Genomic DNA, 14,922 nt, shown 5'->3' on the forward strand with positions numbered 1-14,922 from the left:
AAAGAGAGAGAAGCTTAATGGCTACAATTAACCAGCTAGTCCGTAAACCGCGTAAGCGTGTAACGGAAGCAAGCGCTGTACGGGCATTAGAAGCATGTCCACAGCGTCGTGGTGTTTGTACTCGCGTATACACAACCACACCTAAAAAACCAAACTCTGCACTGCGTAAAGTTTGTCGTGTTCGTTTAACCAACGGTTATGAAGTGTCTTCATACATCGGTGGTGAAGGTCACAACCTTCAAGAGCACAGTGTTGTACTGATCCGTGGTGGTCGTGTTAAAGACTTACCGGGTGTTCGTTACCACACCGTTCGTGGCGCACTAGATACATCAGGCGTTAACGATCGTAAAACTGGTCGTTCTAAATACGGTACTAAACGACCTAAGGGCTAATCGCCTAGCGGTACATTAAAATTTATAGTCTCAGAATAAGCAGTAAGGCTGAGTGGTTAGTCGCCATCGTGCGCGCCCGATCTCAGATCTGCCTGAAGACCTAATATAAGGGGCTTATCAATGCCAAGAAGACGCGTCGCTGCAAAGCGTGAAGTATTACCAGATCCTAAGTTTGGTAACGTTACATTAGCGAAGTTCATGAACCACGTGATGGTTGATGGTAAAAAATCTATCGCTGAAAAAATCGTTTACGGTGCACTGGATATCGTAAAAGAAAAGGGCCATGAAGACCCTATCGAATTGTTCGAAAAATCTTTAGAAAGTATTGCTCCATTGGTTGAGGTTAAATCTCGCCGTGTGGGTGGTGCGACCTATCAGGTTCCTGTCGATGTACGTCCATCTCGTCGTGAAGCTTTGGCTATGCGTTGGTTGGTTGAGTACTCACGTAAGCGCGGTGAAAAGAGCATGCGTCAACGTCTAGCTGGTGAGCTTTTAGACTCAGCAGAAGGCAAGGGTGCAGCTGTTAAGAAACGTGAAGACGTGCATAAGATGGCAGAAGCCAACAGAGCATTCTCTCATTATCGCTTCTAATTAAACTAAAACGGAGACAGGTTTAGTGGCTCGTAAAACTCCTTTAGCTCGATATCGTAATATCGGGATTGTGGCTCACGTTGACGCTGGTAAAACAACGACAACGGAACGCATTCTGTTCTACACAGGTCTTTCCCATAAGATTGGTGAAGTACATGATGGCGCGGCGACAATGGATTGGATGGAGCAAGAGCAGGAGCGTGGTATTACCATTACTTCTGCGGCGACAACCTGTTTCTGGGCCGGTATGGCACAGCAGTTCGACCAACACCGCATCAATATCATCGATACACCGGGACACGTTGACTTCACCATTGAAGTTGAACGTTCCCTGCGTGTGCTCGATGGTGCGGTTGTTGTTCTATGTGCCTCTTCCGGTGTTCAGCCTCAGACCGAAACTGTCTGGCGTCAGGCGAACAAATATCAAGTACCGCGTATGGTTTTCGTCAACAAGATGGACCGTGCCGGTGCTGACTTTTTACGAGTTGTCGATCAGCTAAAAGAGCGCTTGGGAGCCAATGCGATTCCGGTGCAATTGCCGATCGGTGCTGAAGATGAGTTTGTCGGTGTTATCGATCTACTCAAAATGAAAGCAATATTCTGGAACGAATCAGACCAGGGTATGACTTTTGACTACAAAGATATCCCTGCCGAAATGTTAGCTCAGGCAGAAGAGTATCGCGTCAACTTAGTGGAAGCTGCGGCTGAAGCCAATGATGAGTTGATGGAAAAGTACATGGATACCGAAACGTTAACCGAAGAAGAGATCAAAATCGGTTTACGTCAACGCACGCTAGCCGGTGAAGTTGTTTTAACTCACTGTGGCTCAGCCTTTAAAAACAAAGGCGTGCAAGCTGTACTCGACAGCGTGATTGAGTACATGCCTTCACCTACTGAAGTGAAGTCTATCGAAGGTGTTCTGGACGATGAAACACCAACCACGGTTGATGTAAATGACGACGCGCCGTTTGCTGCGTTGGCCTTTAAAATCGCCACCGACCCCTTTGTTGGTACTCTGACTTTCGTACGTGTATACAGTGGTGTATTGAAATCAGGCGATGCGGTTTATAACTCGGTTCGTGGTAAAAAAGAGCGTGTTGGCCGAATGGTTCAAATGCACTCTAATAACCGAGAAGAAATTAAAGAATTACAGGCTGGTGATATCGGTGCCCTGATCGGCATGAAAGATGTCACCACTGGTGACACCTTCTGTTCACCAGATCATATTGTTACGCTTGAGCGAATGGATTTCCCAGAGCCGGTGATATCGGTAGCGGTAGAGCCTCGTTCTAAAGCCGACCAAGAAAGAATGGGTGTCGCGTTAGGTAAGCTGGCGCAAGAAGATCCCTCTTTTAAAGTTCATACCGACGAAGAAACAGGTCAGACTATTATTGGCGGTCAGGGTGAATTGCACCTAGATATCATCGTTGATCGTATGAAGCGTGAATTTAACGTCGAAGCTAATGTCGGTGCGCCGCAAGTAGCTTATCGTGAACGTATTCGTCAGGCGGCAGACATCGACTCTAAATTCGCTCGCCAATCTGGTGGTCGAGGCCAGTACGGTCATGTTGTTGTGCGTTTTGAACCAGCGGATGATCCGAACTCTGAAACGTTAGAATTCGTCAATGAGATTGTTGGCGGTGTGGTACCGAAAGAATTTATCCCTGCCGTTGAGAAGGGTATCGCCGAACAGATGCAAAACGGTGTCCTTGCCGGTTATCCGTTACTTGGTCTAAAAGCGACGCTACACGATGGTTCTTACCATGATGTCGACTCTAACGAAATGGCCTTTAAAGTGGCGGCATCGATGGCTGTTCGTAAGCTTGCCGACCAGGCCAACCCTGCATTGCTTGAGCCTGTTATGAAGGTTGAAGTAGTGACGCCGGAAGACTATATGGGCGATGTGATGGGTGATTTAAACCGTCGTCGCGGAATGGTTCAAGGCATGGAAGACAGCCCTATGGGTAAGGTGATTGACGCCGAAGTACCACTGTCTGAAATGTTTGGTTATGCCACCTCATTGCGTTCTATGTCTCAAGGCCGAGCTTCCTATACTATGGAGTTCAGTGAGTACGCAGAAGCCCCATCTAACGTGGTTGATGAAATCGTCAAACGCGGCTAATTCAGCACTGGCTCTTTTAGGCTAAACCAGCCTAAAAGAGCCGCTGTTTCGAATCTTTTATTACTTCTAATTAATCGCAACGCCTTTTTAATTCATAGTAACGTCTTTAATTAATAGCAGCGTCAACAAGCCTCAAGCTTGGTTTGATGTGCTTATCTATACCTATTTCTTGCGCTAGTTCGACTAAGGTGCTGCTTGATTTTTAGCGCACTGCCCACCAATTTATAGTCACGTATGATTACTTAGGAAAAACCATGTTTAGAACCCTTCTTTTTTTGGCGACCAACTTTGCGATTGTCATTGTGTTGGGCATTTTCTTGAACGTCATTTTACCGATGTTTGGGATTTATATTGGCGATACCGGAGCGTTGCTGTTTATGGCGTTAGCTTTTGGTATGGGCGGTAGCTTTATTTCCTTGATGCTGTCTAAGTGGCTGGCTGTTCGCAGCTCAGGCGCTCAGGTAATTGAACAACCTCGTACAGAAAAAGAGCGTTGGTTGATTGCAACCGTGCAGCGACTTTCTCAGCAAGCGGGCATTCCTATGCCTGAGGTTGCGATCTTCCCAAGTCAGTCGATTAATGCCTTTGCCACAGGATCGGGTAAAAATAATTCGTTGGTCGCGGTATCTAGCGGCTTATTAACGCAGATGAGCGTTGATGAGCAAGAAGCAGTGATCGCGCACGAAATCGCTCATATTGCTAATGGCGATATGATCACTATGGCGTTACTGCAAGGTGTCTTAAACACCTTTGTGATTTTCCTAGCGCGCATCTTAGCGCAGGTCATTTCAAGTGCGATTTCGCGTGGCAGTGATTCGCGTGGCTTGAGTGGTTTGGCTTACTTTGGCGTCGTCATGGTTCTTGAGATTGTCTTAGGTATTTTAGCCAGCATTATTGCTATGTGGTTTTCTCGACAACGCGAATTCCGTGCCGATGCAGGTTCAGCAAAGCTGGTTGGAGCCGGTAAGATGATAGCGGCCTTGCAACGGTTAAAAACCAGTTCCGAGCCTGAACTGCAGGGTGAGTTGGTGGCCTTCGGCATTAATGGTAAGCGCGCCGAATTATTCGCATCACACCCTAGTTTGGATGATCGCATAAAGGCTTTAATGCAACGTTAAGCCTGTGTCGCACTACCTAGTCGCTGACTTGGTGGTGCGCAGAAATAGCTGTTAGCCGTTGGGTTTTTGTTTAATCACTGATGTGGGCAGAAAAAGCGGTTAAACTGATGGCTATTTGCAGCGAGCATCGCCATGTCTAGAACCTATCTTCAGTTGATAGCCAATCGTTACCAGCAGCACTTTAGCTGAGCCAATGTTGCCACTTAAAGAGTTTAACCCAGAGCTGCTGGCTTCTCCGTTTGATCATCTAGGATGCTTCCAAACCGCTAAGCGCGATTGGCTAATACGGCTATATCTGCCGGATGTCAGCGCCGCTGAATTGATCGATGAAATTAGCGGGGCTTCGCTTGGTTTGTTACGCCCAGTACATGCTGCAGGATTGTTTGAATTAAATCACCAGGCAGATCAAGCACCACTTTATCGTGTTCGAATATTGCAGCCAGACTTAGGTTTGCAGTCACTTGATGCCTACCAATTTAAGCAGCGCGCTGAGGTCGATCTATCAACAGACCGAAACAGGCTTTATCTGAACTTAGGTGCGCAACTGTGCGCGGCGCAGTGGCAGGATCAGCGAATTAACGGTGTGCGCTTTGCTGTTTATGCGCCGAACGCAGCAAGCGTTAATCTGATCGGTGATTTTAATCACTGGCATAACCAACGACACGCCATGCAGCGCTATGAAGATGGCGTTTGGCGGCTCTTTATCCCCGAAGCTGGAGTTGATGATGAGTATTGCTTTTTAATCACTGACAGTGCGGGCAATCGCTTGCCGACTAAAACCGACCCGTACAATTTTTCCTGCACGCAACACCCTGATTTTCATTCGGTAGTGATTAACCAGCAAAGCTATGATTGGCAGGATCATAGTTGGCAAACACGTCAATTAGAGAATGTTCAAACACAGGCGATTTCGATCTATGAAGTTCATCTTGGCTCTTGGTGTCAGCCGAATGATCAGCAGGTGTCATATAGGGCGTTAGCCGAACAGCTAATTCCCTATGTTAAGCGGATGGGCTTTACTCATATTGAGCTATTACCCATTACTGAGCATCCATTTGACGGCAGTTGGGGCTACCAGCCTATAGGCCTGTTTGCGCCGACCAGTCGCTATGGCACGGTGGATCAGTTTAAGGCGTTTATTGATCAATGCCATCAGCACGGAATCGCAGTACTGCTTGATTGGGTACCTGCTCATTTTCCAGCTGATAATCATGGTTTAGCCAAATTTGATGGCAGTGCACTTTACGAATATGCCGATCCAAGACAGGGTTGGCACCCCGATTGGAATTCTTACGTTTACGACTATTCGAGCCCTGAGGTGTGTGCTTTTCTGATCTCATCGGCATTGTTTTGGCTAGATGTCTTCCATATCGATGGTCTGCGAGTCGATGCGGTTTCTTCGATGCTGTACCTGGATTATTCAAGGCAGCCGGATGAATGGCTGCCGAATGCAGACGGTGGTAACCATAATTACGACGCCATTGCATTCTTACAGCGGTTAAATAAAACGATAAACCAGCATTATCCAAAGGCTTTAAAAATAGCCGAAGAGTCGTCTTATTTTCAGGGTGTCACAAAAACAGTTACTGAGCAGGGTTTAGGGTTCGACTTAAAGTGGAATCTTGGCTGGATGAACGACAGCTTAGCCTTTATGGCGGAGCCGTTTGATCAACGCGCGGCTTATCGAGAAAAGCTGACGCATGCCATCAGCTATATGGATAGTGAGCACTTCCTGTTGCCGCTGTCGCACGATGAAGTAACGCACGGCAAAGGCTCATTACTTGATCGCATGCCGGGTGACCAATGGCAAAAAATGGCCAATTTGCGCGCCTATTACGGCTTTATGTATGCGCATCCGGGTAAAAAGCTGATGTTTATGGGTAATGAATTTGCCCATTTACAAGAGTGGTCTCACCAATCCGCCTTAGATTGGAGCTTGCTAGGCGAATTACCAACGGATCACTCGGGTATGCAAACGCTGATTAAGGATCTAAACCAGCTTTATCTCCAGCAACCGGCATTGCATGAGCTGGATAGCTCCAAGCGTGGTTTTAGTTGGTTAACCGAGTTTGATAACGAGCGACTAATCAGCAGCTTTATACGCCGAGCTCAGGGCGAGGATGTCATTGTTGTAGTGGTTAATCTGTCGATTTGGCCGGTCGACAATTATCGCGTCGGCGTGCCCCACAAAGGCTGTTATCGGGTGATCCTTGATACTGATTCACGCTACTACAATGGCAGTAATTATGGCCGATATGATCAATACCAGAGTTTGCCTGACGCTGTTCATGGGCAGCCGATGTCGTTGAACCTGTCAGTGCCGCCGTTGGCAACACTCTACCTGAAATGGCAAGGTTGTTAGATTGGCTACTTAATTTGTGCCATCTAGCTTAAACTTATCCAGTTATAGGCCGATGAACTAAACAGTAGATTCATTCGTTAGTCGCAATTAACCTAGGCAGCGAGTTTAACAGTCAGTTAGTGTTTGCTAGCTCACGCAAGGCGCACTAGGCTGAATAATATTCTTTTATTACAAGTTGGAGGTTGCTCATGGCAACAACCGAAATGTGGGTAGTGGTGCAATTAAATGGTGAACCACTGGCTTTCCCAGCAACGCTGATTAAAGAGGTCGTGCCTTGGCAGCCACTTAATCCAGTACCAAGCCAAGCTACCGGCGTAATGGGCATGGTAAGCCTGCGTGGTGAAACCTTAGCTGTGATGGATGTTTTGCAAATGAACGGCATTGGCAGTGTCGACGACCCAAGTTTTATGCTGGTACTAGATTTTCCTGAAAGTCGAGTCGGGTTGGCTGTAGATAAGGTTGAAGGGGTTCAGTACTTTAGTGTCGACGAAATGGATTCAAATATGGCAGGTGGCTATATTCAGGGTACGTTGACACGGGAAGATCGCCTTTATCAGATGGTGAATCCTCATGCTCTTGAGCAGTTAATGGCTCAATTTACCGATGTCGGCACACTGGAAGATACTAACTAGTATCGATTAGTTAGCACTTATTAGCTTAGTTGGCGCTTATTAGTTAGTCGATATGAGCTAATTGATCTCAAGCTTGCAGTGAACCGCTGGATGTAACCTATTAGCGTTTACCCTTCCTATTTATACGTATCCAAGTTTGTCAGATGAGAGGCGGCCGTTTAGGACGTCTCTGTTTTATCTAAGAACTGCTGTTTTTGAGGATGCGTTATGCCGAGTCTGTTCTCAATAAAGTCTCTCCAAGAATTACCGATCAGTGTTGCAAGTAAATTAATTGCCGGCTTTGCGGCCATTGTTTTGATGCTGCTGTTTATTGCTACTCAGTCGATTAGTGATTATCACCATACCCAAAAAACAATGAAGCAGCTGGTGTCTTTGTCTGAGTCGATGTTGCAAGAAACGACGCGGGTACAATCATCACTGCTGGTTTTTTTGTCGGATTTCAAAAAAACCACCGAGCAAACCACCACCGAAGGTGTGCAGAGCGTCTTGGCTGAGGCCGATCAACAAAAGCAATTAATCCAAGCGGCATTAACTGCTGTCGCTTCCTATATCAGTCAAGATTCAAAATTTAGCTACGCCAGTGATGCTGATATTGAGCAAGAAAAGCAGGCGATAGAAACTATCTGGTTGCAGGTTGAGTCGGCAGCGTCGATCAAACGGCAACAGTTAGAGCTGGAACAGCAACGGCAAGCGATCAGTGAAGAGTTAACTCAAGTAGAGGCGACGCTAGACGCCTATTTCGATGAACTGATCTGGAAGGCTTTTGGCGATGAACAGCTGCTGGTTCTGGCTGAGCTCTATTCTTCTTTTTTAACCAGCTTTAATGTCATCAAAGATCTCGATTTGGCTATGACGCTAGAAAATCTGAATGAGGCGGAGCAGAAGTTTGGCGATTGGCAGGCCGATCATTTGCAATATTCCTATGCCTTGTTGCAATTGGTGTATGAAAACGAAGCTTTCCGTGAAGATGCAGAATTTGTCGATCAGATGACAGCCTCGATAGAACGTTTGGTGGTTGCAGAAGATGGCTTGCTGGTGGCTCGCGCGCAGGCGATTCGTCTACAGCAGCAGGCGCAAACCAATTTAGAGCAGGCCGATGTTAGTATCGGCGCAACCCTAGACGCGGTGATTGAATTAAACGAGCACGCAAACCTTTATTCTCAGTTAATTGCCAAAGATATTGAGCGCAGCATGCAGCGTTCAATTTTGATGATCATGTTCAGCTCGGTGGTGGCTGTCGTAGTCTCAGTGTTGATTTCCTTACTGGTCTTACAGTCTATTCGCAAGCCTCTGAAACTGATGATGCAAGCGTTGCGAAAGCTGGCAAATGGCGATTTGAGCTATCGCTTTAAGCGCCATAGCAACGACGAATTTGGCGAGCTTTCTGCCGCTACAGAACAGGTCAATCATCGGTTAACAGAGATGATTACTGCGATAAAGCAGGGCTCAGATCATCTATCCAAAGTCAGCGTCTCGACACAGGCCAGTTCCGATAAAACCTTGCAACAGGTCGAGCTGCAAGCCAACGAGCTAAACTCCATTGCCACATCGATGCAAGAAATGACGCATACCGTGACGGTTGTTGCTGACTCCGCGGTAGCCGCGAAGGAAGAGGTGGTGTTAGTCAATCATCTTTCTACTAACGCCGATCAAAATATGCGCACCGGTCAGCAGGGCATTTCGGCGTTACGCGGGCATTTGAGTACGGCGGTCAGTCTGATTGGCCGCACCAGTGAAGCGGTAGGAAACATTGAACAAATACTATTAGTGATTCGTTCCATTGCCGAGCAAACTAATCTTTTGGCATTAAACGCAGCTATTGAGGCGGCGCGTGCGGGTGAGCAGGGCCGAGGATTTGCTGTCGTTGCAGATGAAGTGCGCAGCTTAGCCAATCGCACCGAAAGCTCGACCAGTGAGATCGATGCGCTCATTGCTGAATTAAACCGTTCGGTTATCGATGCCAGCGCGGCAATTGAAGAGGGTTCAGTGATGGCGAATGATAACGATGAGCGATTCTCTGAGTTAATGTCGATATTTTTAGAGCTGAACCAGTCGATTGAAAAACTAGGCCGATCCAGTGATCACATTGCCAATATTGCTAGCGATCAGGCGTTGACGGCAGAAGAAATTAATCAGCAGGTGGTTGCGATTTCGGATGCCGCAGAGGATGCCAAACAAGAAGTTAGTGACGTTGCTGCCAATATTGCCGATGTCGCCGAGGTCTCTGATCGGCTGCAATCAATGATCACCGCCTTTAACATAGAACGTCAGAGTTAAGCCAACGCCGTGCATGTTGTTTGCACATTTGTTGGTTATGCTTAGATTTATCTAACCCTTAATTTAAGCGTACAAAAAGACCTATGTTTAATTCCATTCGAACTAAGTTGTTCGCTCTTATTCTACTCACAAATGGCGTGATGGTGTTGTTGCTGTTGTCGTTCAACGCCTTCAGCTTCAATCGCAGTTTTTCCAATTACGTTGAGCAGCGCGAGCAGAAGCGGCTGTCGGTGCTGATCGAGCGTATTGCGCTGGCCTATGAAAGCGAAGGTAATTGGAAGTGGTTGCGCGATGAGCCAACTAGCATCATTAGCTTGCTTGAAAACAGCAGCAATTCTAATAACGGTCCTCGCGTGCAAGAACGAAGCTTTCGGCCGGGATATGCAGATCAGCTGCGCATTAGGGATGCACAAGGTCGGCCTGTTTATGGTCGGCCACCGAACGGCCATAAGATCATTTGGCTGCCCATTGAAAACAGTCGCCAGCGAGTGTTTGGCCAATTAGGTGTCGAACTCAACAGCCGCTTTGATGCGCAAAGTGACGCTATTTTTGTTAATCAGTTGCGCCAGCAGCTGTACGTTATCGGCCTGTTGGTCTTTGTAATTGCCGCAGGCTTTGCCATTCCCTTTTCAGGCTGGTTAGTGCAGCCCATTCAACGTATTACTCATGCAATGCGCCAGTTAAGTGGCGGTGATTTCAATGTCACGGTGCGCAATGACCGTCAGGATGAATTAGGCCAATTAGCCACAGACTTTAACCAGATGGCTTTGGTGTTGCGTAAGGCTCAGAGTGATCGGCAACAGTGGGTCAGCGATATAGCGCATGAGTTGCGCACGCCGGTAGCGGTACTGCAGGCCGATATAGAAGCGGCACAGGATGGCATCCGGCAAGTGGACGATACTTGGTTGGCGACGCTCTACACGCATTCCGAGCGGCTCAAGCAGCTGGTCAATGATTTACACCAGCTGTCTCAATCCGATGCAGGAGCACTGAGTTACCGCTTTGAACGAGTTGATCTGCGTGAATTAACTGAGCAGGTAATCGGACAATTCAAAACTAGCTTTGAGAATCAATATATCGACGTAGTACTGAGCAGCGGCACAGAGCTGATTGAACTGGATGGTGACGTACAGCGTTTAGCGCAGCTGTTGACTAACTTAGCGCAAAATACACTGCGTTACACCGAAGGCTCGGCACAGCAGCCAGGACAGTTACGAATAGACATCACTCAAGCCGCTGGCGATATTCAATTGCACTGGCAGGATTCTGCGCCGTCCGTTGCGCCTGAACATCTCGATAAGTTGTTTGATCGACTGTACCGAGTCGATGAGTCTCGCAGCCGGTTATCTGGTGGATCGGGCCTTGGCTTGGCGATCGCCAAAAATATTGTTGAAGCGCATCAGGGGCAGATAGAGGCCCGCCGAAGCGAGTTGGGCGGATTGTTGATCAGCCTGACGTTACCTTGCGTCAAGGAAAGCGAAAAATGAATCACATCTTAATCGTCGAAGACGAACAGCACTTAGCAGATTTAGAACGAGACTATTTAAAGCAAGCGGGCTTTGAGGTCACAGTGATTAATCGAGGCGATGAAGCCAGTGATTGGCTTCAGCAACATACGCCAGATCTGGTGGTTTTGGATCTTATGCTGCCCGGTAAGGATGGCTTGGATATCTGCAAAGAGCTGAGAAAAGTCAGCGATGTGCCGGTTATTATGACCACCGCTAAGGTTGAGGAAATCGATCGCTTAATCGGGCTAGAAATAGGTGCGGATGACTATTTGTGTAAGCCCTTTAGCTTGCGTGAGCTGGTCGCCAGAGTAAAGGCGGTGGTTCGTCGTTACGGCCACGCTGCCAAGCCAAGCCAGGTGGCAGCGCAGGAGTCATTGGTTCAGTTGTCGATTTCTGAAAACGATACTCGAGCCTGCTTTGGTGAACGTTGCACTGAATTGACCATCGTTGAAGTGAGATTGTTACTGCTGTTACGTCAGCACCCTCGGCAGATATTTTCTCGCGATCAAATTATTGATGGCATCTATGACGACCGTCGAGTGGTTTCAGATAGAACTGTAGATAGCCACATTAAAAAGCTGCGCAAAAAATTGAACGACATTAATCCAGAGCATAATTACATCCAGTCTATTTATGGCGCTGGCTATCGATACAATGTTGAGCCGGATGTGAGCACGTCTCAGAGCCAGGCTGAGTGATGCTAATGAGGTCAAATGTCAGCGCAATGGTGTTGAGGTTTCTTATTTCTTCCATATTTTGTGCAATATGTTTTCCGATACTAAGTCCTGTCGAAAGCAAAGACAGAAATAAAAACTTAGGAGAACGATTATGACAACAATGAAGCAAAAACTAGCCGCAGGTGGTTTAGCCATTATTTTAGCAACCAGTGCCGTGTCATCTTTTGCAAAAGAAGGCGATAAAGGGCCACGCCGAGACAATGTGAATTTAGATTATATCTTCACTGAGTTAGCACTGACCGAAGAACAGCAAGCGGACGTGAACGCAGTTTTACAAGCGTTTCGCGACCAAGCAGACGAGCAACGTAAAGCCGCTCGTGAAGAACGCCGCGATGCCGAAGATCGCCCAAGCCGAGAAGAAATGGCTGAGATCCGTCAGGCACACCGTGAGGCGATGATTGAAGGTTTAACCGATGAGCTTAATAAGGTGCTCAGCGCAGACCAAACTGAAGATTTCGTGACCTACTTTGAAGCGCACTCACAGAAAGGCCCAAGAAACAAAGAAGGTGGCAATCGCAGCTAGATTGATCTTCGGGATCGAAAGTCCCAGATAGTAAGTTTCTAACAATTATTGGGTTATTTGCCAAGGCCATCCATCAGCGATGGCTTTTTTTGTGTCTGCGTTCTTATTATGAATATGAGAGCGTTTAAACAGAATCATCGGTTTAATAAATGTATAATCGGTCGATAACGTCGTTATCTCTAGCTTTTTAATTGAGGAAAGTATTTTGTCTTCAAAAGCCCATCATTCCCAAGGACTACTGTTGTTCAAGTTGCACAATGGTCAAAAATTTGCCATTGGCACACTGAAAGTGCGAGAACTGGTCCCTTATCGGCCGATCACTGCTATGGCACATCAGCAAGCGGGTATTTCTGGTGCGGTGACGATTCGAGATAAAACCATTCCAGTGATCGATATGGCCGCTACGATTGGCAGCCAGCCGATTCCTCAAAGTAAGTTGGAATCATCCTACATCGTGGTGACCGACTGTCAGCGCCGATTAGCAGGCTTTTTGGTCAGCAGCATTGAGAAAATCATTGAAGCTAACTGGCGTGCGATTAAGCCGCCAGAACCGACATTAGGTAAAGATGTGTTCATCACTGGCACCGTCGAGGTGGATGGTGAAATTATTCAGTTGATGGATGTCGAAGTTCTATTTAGCCGAATTTATGGTATTCAGTCGAAAACAACCGTGGCGACGGTGACGGATGTTGAGCGAGAGCTGTTGAGGTCAATGAACATCCTCGTGGTTGACGATTCTCGTACCGCACGAAAGCAATTGACCGATGTCTTAGGCGAATTAAATGTGCCGTTTGAGGTAACCGGTGATGGCTCATTGGCGCTCGAAATAATGCACCGTTATGCCGAAGACAATAGTCCGATCGATATTTTAGTCAGCGATATTGAGATGCCAGGGTTGGATGGTTATGAATTGGCGTTCGAGGTTCGCAACGACGATAAGCTGGCCGGAGCCTATATAATCTTGCACACCTCTTTATCGAGTGAAATCAGTGTTAGTCAGGCGCATCAGGTCGGTGCAAACGAAGCCTTAACCAAGTTCGATGCTAAAGAACTTGCCTCATCGATGATCGAGGGTGCCAAGCAGGTGATAAAAAACCGCGGAGAATAACCGCGGTCGATGCTTTGCTATAACGGCGTTATTAATCTTTTCGGTTGGTGAATTGAAGGTCCTGAGTGACCTTTTTTTCGTCGCGCAACATTGCTATAACGCTCTGTAAGTCGTCGCGTTTTTTGCCTTCCACACGTACTTTTTCGCCCTGAACATTGGCTTTAACTTTAAGGCCTTTCTCTTTAATCAGTTTGACAATAAGCTTGGCAGTCGGCTGTTCTAAGCCATTTTTAAATTTCATGTTCAGGGTGAAGGTTTTGCCTGTATGGATGGGCGTGTCTTCAACTTCAGCGTAAGCGGCGCTGATACCGCGCTTAACGCAATTGCTGGCGGCAATATCCTCTAGCTGACGGACCTGAAAGTCAGATTCACATTTCAGCACGATGGTGTTTTCGCCGCTGAGTTCGATGCTGGCATCAACGCCACGAAAGTCAAAACGAGTCGCCAGTTCACGAGTGGCGTTATCTACTGCATTTTTAAGTTCAATTTTGTCAATTTCAGAAACAATATCAAAAGAGGGCATGTTGCTATCCGCTAGTAAAATTAAGTTGCTGCCAGTATATCAAAACTCTGAGCATTAGGTTTACTGCAGCAAAGTTGATCTGACGACTAACGGTTGTTGATCGGGTTAGTTATATTAGAATAGCGATGTAAATGTGATTAACCCAAAGCGATGGTGAGGATAAGCAATGACGATAGCGACAATTGGCGTGATAGGGGCAGGAACAATGGGCGCAGGTATTGCCCAGGTGTTTGCTCAAAATGGATTTGAAGTCCATTTGGTTGATAACCAGCCAAGCCATTTGCAAAGAGCGGTTAGTGACATTCAGCAAGGCCTCGAAAAAGCCCTAGCAGCCAAGCGCATCAGCGCTGAACAGGCATCAACTGCAGCAGAAAAATTGCATACATCGACGCAGCTCGAAGTATTTAAAGCCTGTGACCTAATCTTGGAAGCGGTCAGTGAAGAAGAGCCGACAAAAATCGCGCTGTTCCAGAGTATCGACCGCATCTGCCCTGAGCACACGATTTTAGCGTCTAACACCAGTGCCATTGCGATTACTCGTATGGCTGCAGCCACCAAACGTCCCGATCGTTTTATGGGCATGCACTTTATGAAACCAGCGGCAGAACGAGATGTGGTTGAATTGATTCGTGCTTTGCAGACCAGTGATGAAACCTATCAGGCATTATTGGCATTAAGTGAGCAGATCAATAAAACGCCAGTAGAAGTTAAAGACTATCCAGGTTTTGTTTCAAATCGTTTATTAATACCGATGATCAATGAAGCGGCCTATGCGCTTTATGAAGGCGTTGCCAGTGCGGAAGATATCGATACGGTTATGGAACTCGGTCGTGGTCATCAGGTTGGGCCATTACGCTTGGCCGATAGTATTGGTTTAGACATCTGCCTTTCGGTAATGAACGTGCTGCACTCTGGCTTTCAGGATTCTAAATACCGCCCTTGTCCATTATTGCAACAGATGGTCGATGCCGGTTATTTAGGTGAAAAAACCGGCCGAGGCTTTTATACCTACTGATAGGTGTTCACGCC

13 protein-coding genes are annotated in these 14,922 nt (G+C 47.0%); 12 read left to right on the forward strand and 1 reads right to left on the reverse strand.

Annotated features, from left to right (window positions below; genetic code table 11):
• The first annotated feature begins 17 nt into the window (after positions 1-17).
• The 11 genes from rpsL to FME95_RS12465 all read left to right on the forward strand — a co-directional run bounded on the left by rpsL (position 18) and on the right by FME95_RS12465 (position 13,370).
• Positions 18-392, forward strand: a complete 375-nt coding sequence (gene rpsL, locus FME95_RS12415; RefSeq protein ID WP_147714822.1) for a 30S ribosomal protein S12 — start codon at positions 18-20, stop codon at positions 390-392.
• 120 nt (positions 393-512) lie between these two features.
• Complete coding sequence (gene rpsG / locus FME95_RS12420; RefSeq protein ID WP_147714823.1) at positions 513-983, forward strand: 30S ribosomal protein S7; 471 nt, start codon at positions 513-515, stop codon at positions 981-983.
• A 25-nt stretch (positions 984-1,008) separates the two neighbouring features.
• On the forward strand, positions 1,009-3,105 hold the full coding sequence (gene fusA, locus FME95_RS12425) for an elongation factor G (RefSeq protein ID WP_147714824.1): 2,097 nt from the start codon (positions 1,009-1,011) through the stop codon (positions 3,103-3,105).
• Between the two features lie 254 nt (positions 3,106-3,359).
• On the forward strand, positions 3,360-4,223 hold the full coding sequence (gene htpX / locus FME95_RS12430) for a protease HtpX (RefSeq protein WP_147714825.1): 864 nt from the start codon (positions 3,360-3,362) through the stop codon (positions 4,221-4,223).
• 193 nt (positions 4,224-4,416) lie between these two features.
• Positions 4,417-6,585, forward strand: a complete 2,169-nt coding sequence (glgB, locus tag FME95_RS12435; RefSeq protein ID WP_147714826.1) for a 1,4-alpha-glucan branching protein GlgB — start codon at positions 4,417-4,419, stop codon at positions 6,583-6,585.
• Positions 6,586-6,773: 188 nt separating this feature from the next.
• Positions 6,774-7,217: a chemotaxis protein CheW gene (locus tag FME95_RS12440; RefSeq protein ID WP_147714827.1), complete on the forward strand. Its 444-nt coding sequence runs from the start codon at positions 6,774-6,776 to the stop codon at positions 7,215-7,217.
• 207 nt (positions 7,218-7,424) lie between these two features.
• The gene (locus FME95_RS12445; protein WP_147714828.1) at positions 7,425-9,494 is read left to right on the forward strand and encodes a methyl-accepting chemotaxis protein; all 2,070 of its coding nucleotides are present in this window, start codon (positions 7,425-7,427) and stop codon (positions 9,492-9,494) included.
• A gap of 83 nt (positions 9,495-9,577) precedes the next feature.
• A complete protein-coding gene (locus FME95_RS12450) occupies positions 9,578-10,981 on the forward strand; it encodes an ATP-binding protein (protein ID WP_147714829.1) in 1,404 nt (467 codons plus the stop codon).
• Entirely contained in the window at positions 10,978-11,700 is a 723-nt protein-coding gene (locus tag FME95_RS12455; protein ID WP_147714830.1) for a response regulator, read from the forward strand. The genes FME95_RS12450 and FME95_RS12455 overlap by 4 nt, the downstream gene beginning before the upstream one ends.
• Positions 11,701-11,830: 130 nt before the next feature.
• On the forward strand, positions 11,831-12,262 hold the full coding sequence (locus FME95_RS12460; protein ID WP_147714831.1) for a Spy/CpxP family protein refolding chaperone: 432 nt from the start codon (positions 11,831-11,833) through the stop codon (positions 12,260-12,262).
• A 205-nt stretch (positions 12,263-12,467) separates the two neighbouring features.
• Entirely contained in the window at positions 12,468-13,370 is a 903-nt protein-coding gene (locus FME95_RS12465; protein WP_147714832.1) for a chemotaxis protein, read from the forward strand.
• A gap of 31 nt (positions 13,371-13,401) precedes the next feature.
• On the opposite strand, the gene FME95_RS12470 is transcribed toward FME95_RS12465, so the two are convergent.
• Positions 13,402-13,893 (reverse strand): YajQ family cyclic di-GMP-binding protein, encoded by a 492-nt coding sequence (locus tag FME95_RS12470; RefSeq protein WP_147714833.1) that lies wholly within the window; start codon positions 13,891-13,893, stop codon positions 13,402-13,404.
• Between the two features lie 166 nt (positions 13,894-14,059).
• Here FME95_RS12470 and FME95_RS12475 point away from each other — a divergent pair, with 166 nt between their 5' ends.
• Positions 14,060-14,908: a 3-hydroxyacyl-CoA dehydrogenase family protein gene (locus FME95_RS12475; RefSeq protein ID WP_147714834.1), complete on the forward strand. Its 849-nt coding sequence runs from the start codon at positions 14,060-14,062 to the stop codon at positions 14,906-14,908.
• Positions 14,909-14,922 lie beyond the last annotated feature (14 nt).

The sequence above is a fragment of the Reinekea thalattae genome, assembly GCF_008041945.1.
In the GTDB taxonomy this organism is placed as follows: Bacteria; Pseudomonadota; Gammaproteobacteria; order Pseudomonadales; family Natronospirillaceae; genus Reinekea; species Reinekea thalattae.

What these genes read in the sequence shown, in the direction of transcription:
- rpsL (WP_147714822.1), top strand. Translation starts at nt 18, where the DNA reads ATGGCTACAATTAACCAGCTAGTCCGTAAACCGCGTAAGCGTGTAACG.
- rpsG (WP_147714823.1), top strand. Translation starts at nt 513, where the DNA reads ATGCCAAGAAGACGCGTCGCTGCAAAGCGTGAAGTATTACCAGATCCT.
- htpX (WP_147714825.1), top strand. Translation starts at nt 3,360, where the DNA reads ATGTTTAGAACCCTTCTTTTTTTGGCGACCAACTTTGCGATTGTCATT.
- glgB (WP_147714826.1), top strand. Translation starts at nt 4,417, where the DNA reads ATGTTGCCACTTAAAGAGTTTAACCCAGAGCTGCTGGCTTCTCCGTTT.
- FME95_RS12440 (WP_147714827.1), top strand. Translation starts at nt 6,774, where the DNA reads ATGGCAACAACCGAAATGTGGGTAGTGGTGCAATTAAATGGTGAACCA.
- FME95_RS12445 (WP_147714828.1), top strand. Translation starts at nt 7,425, where the DNA reads ATGCCGAGTCTGTTCTCAATAAAGTCTCTCCAAGAATTACCGATCAGT.
- FME95_RS12450 (WP_147714829.1), top strand. Translation starts at nt 9,578, where the DNA reads ATGTTTAATTCCATTCGAACTAAGTTGTTCGCTCTTATTCTACTCACA.
- FME95_RS12455 (WP_147714830.1), top strand. Translation starts at nt 10,978, where the DNA reads ATGAATCACATCTTAATCGTCGAAGACGAACAGCACTTAGCAGATTTA.
- FME95_RS12460 (WP_147714831.1), top strand. Translation starts at nt 11,831, where the DNA reads ATGACAACAATGAAGCAAAAACTAGCCGCAGGTGGTTTAGCCATTATT.
- FME95_RS12470 (WP_147714833.1), bottom strand. Translation starts at nt 13,893, where the DNA reads ATGCCCTCTTTTGATATTGTTTCTGAAATTGACAAAATTGAACTTAAA.
- FME95_RS12475 (WP_147714834.1), top strand. Translation starts at nt 14,060, where the DNA reads ATGACGATAGCGACAATTGGCGTGATAGGGGCAGGAACAATGGGCGCA.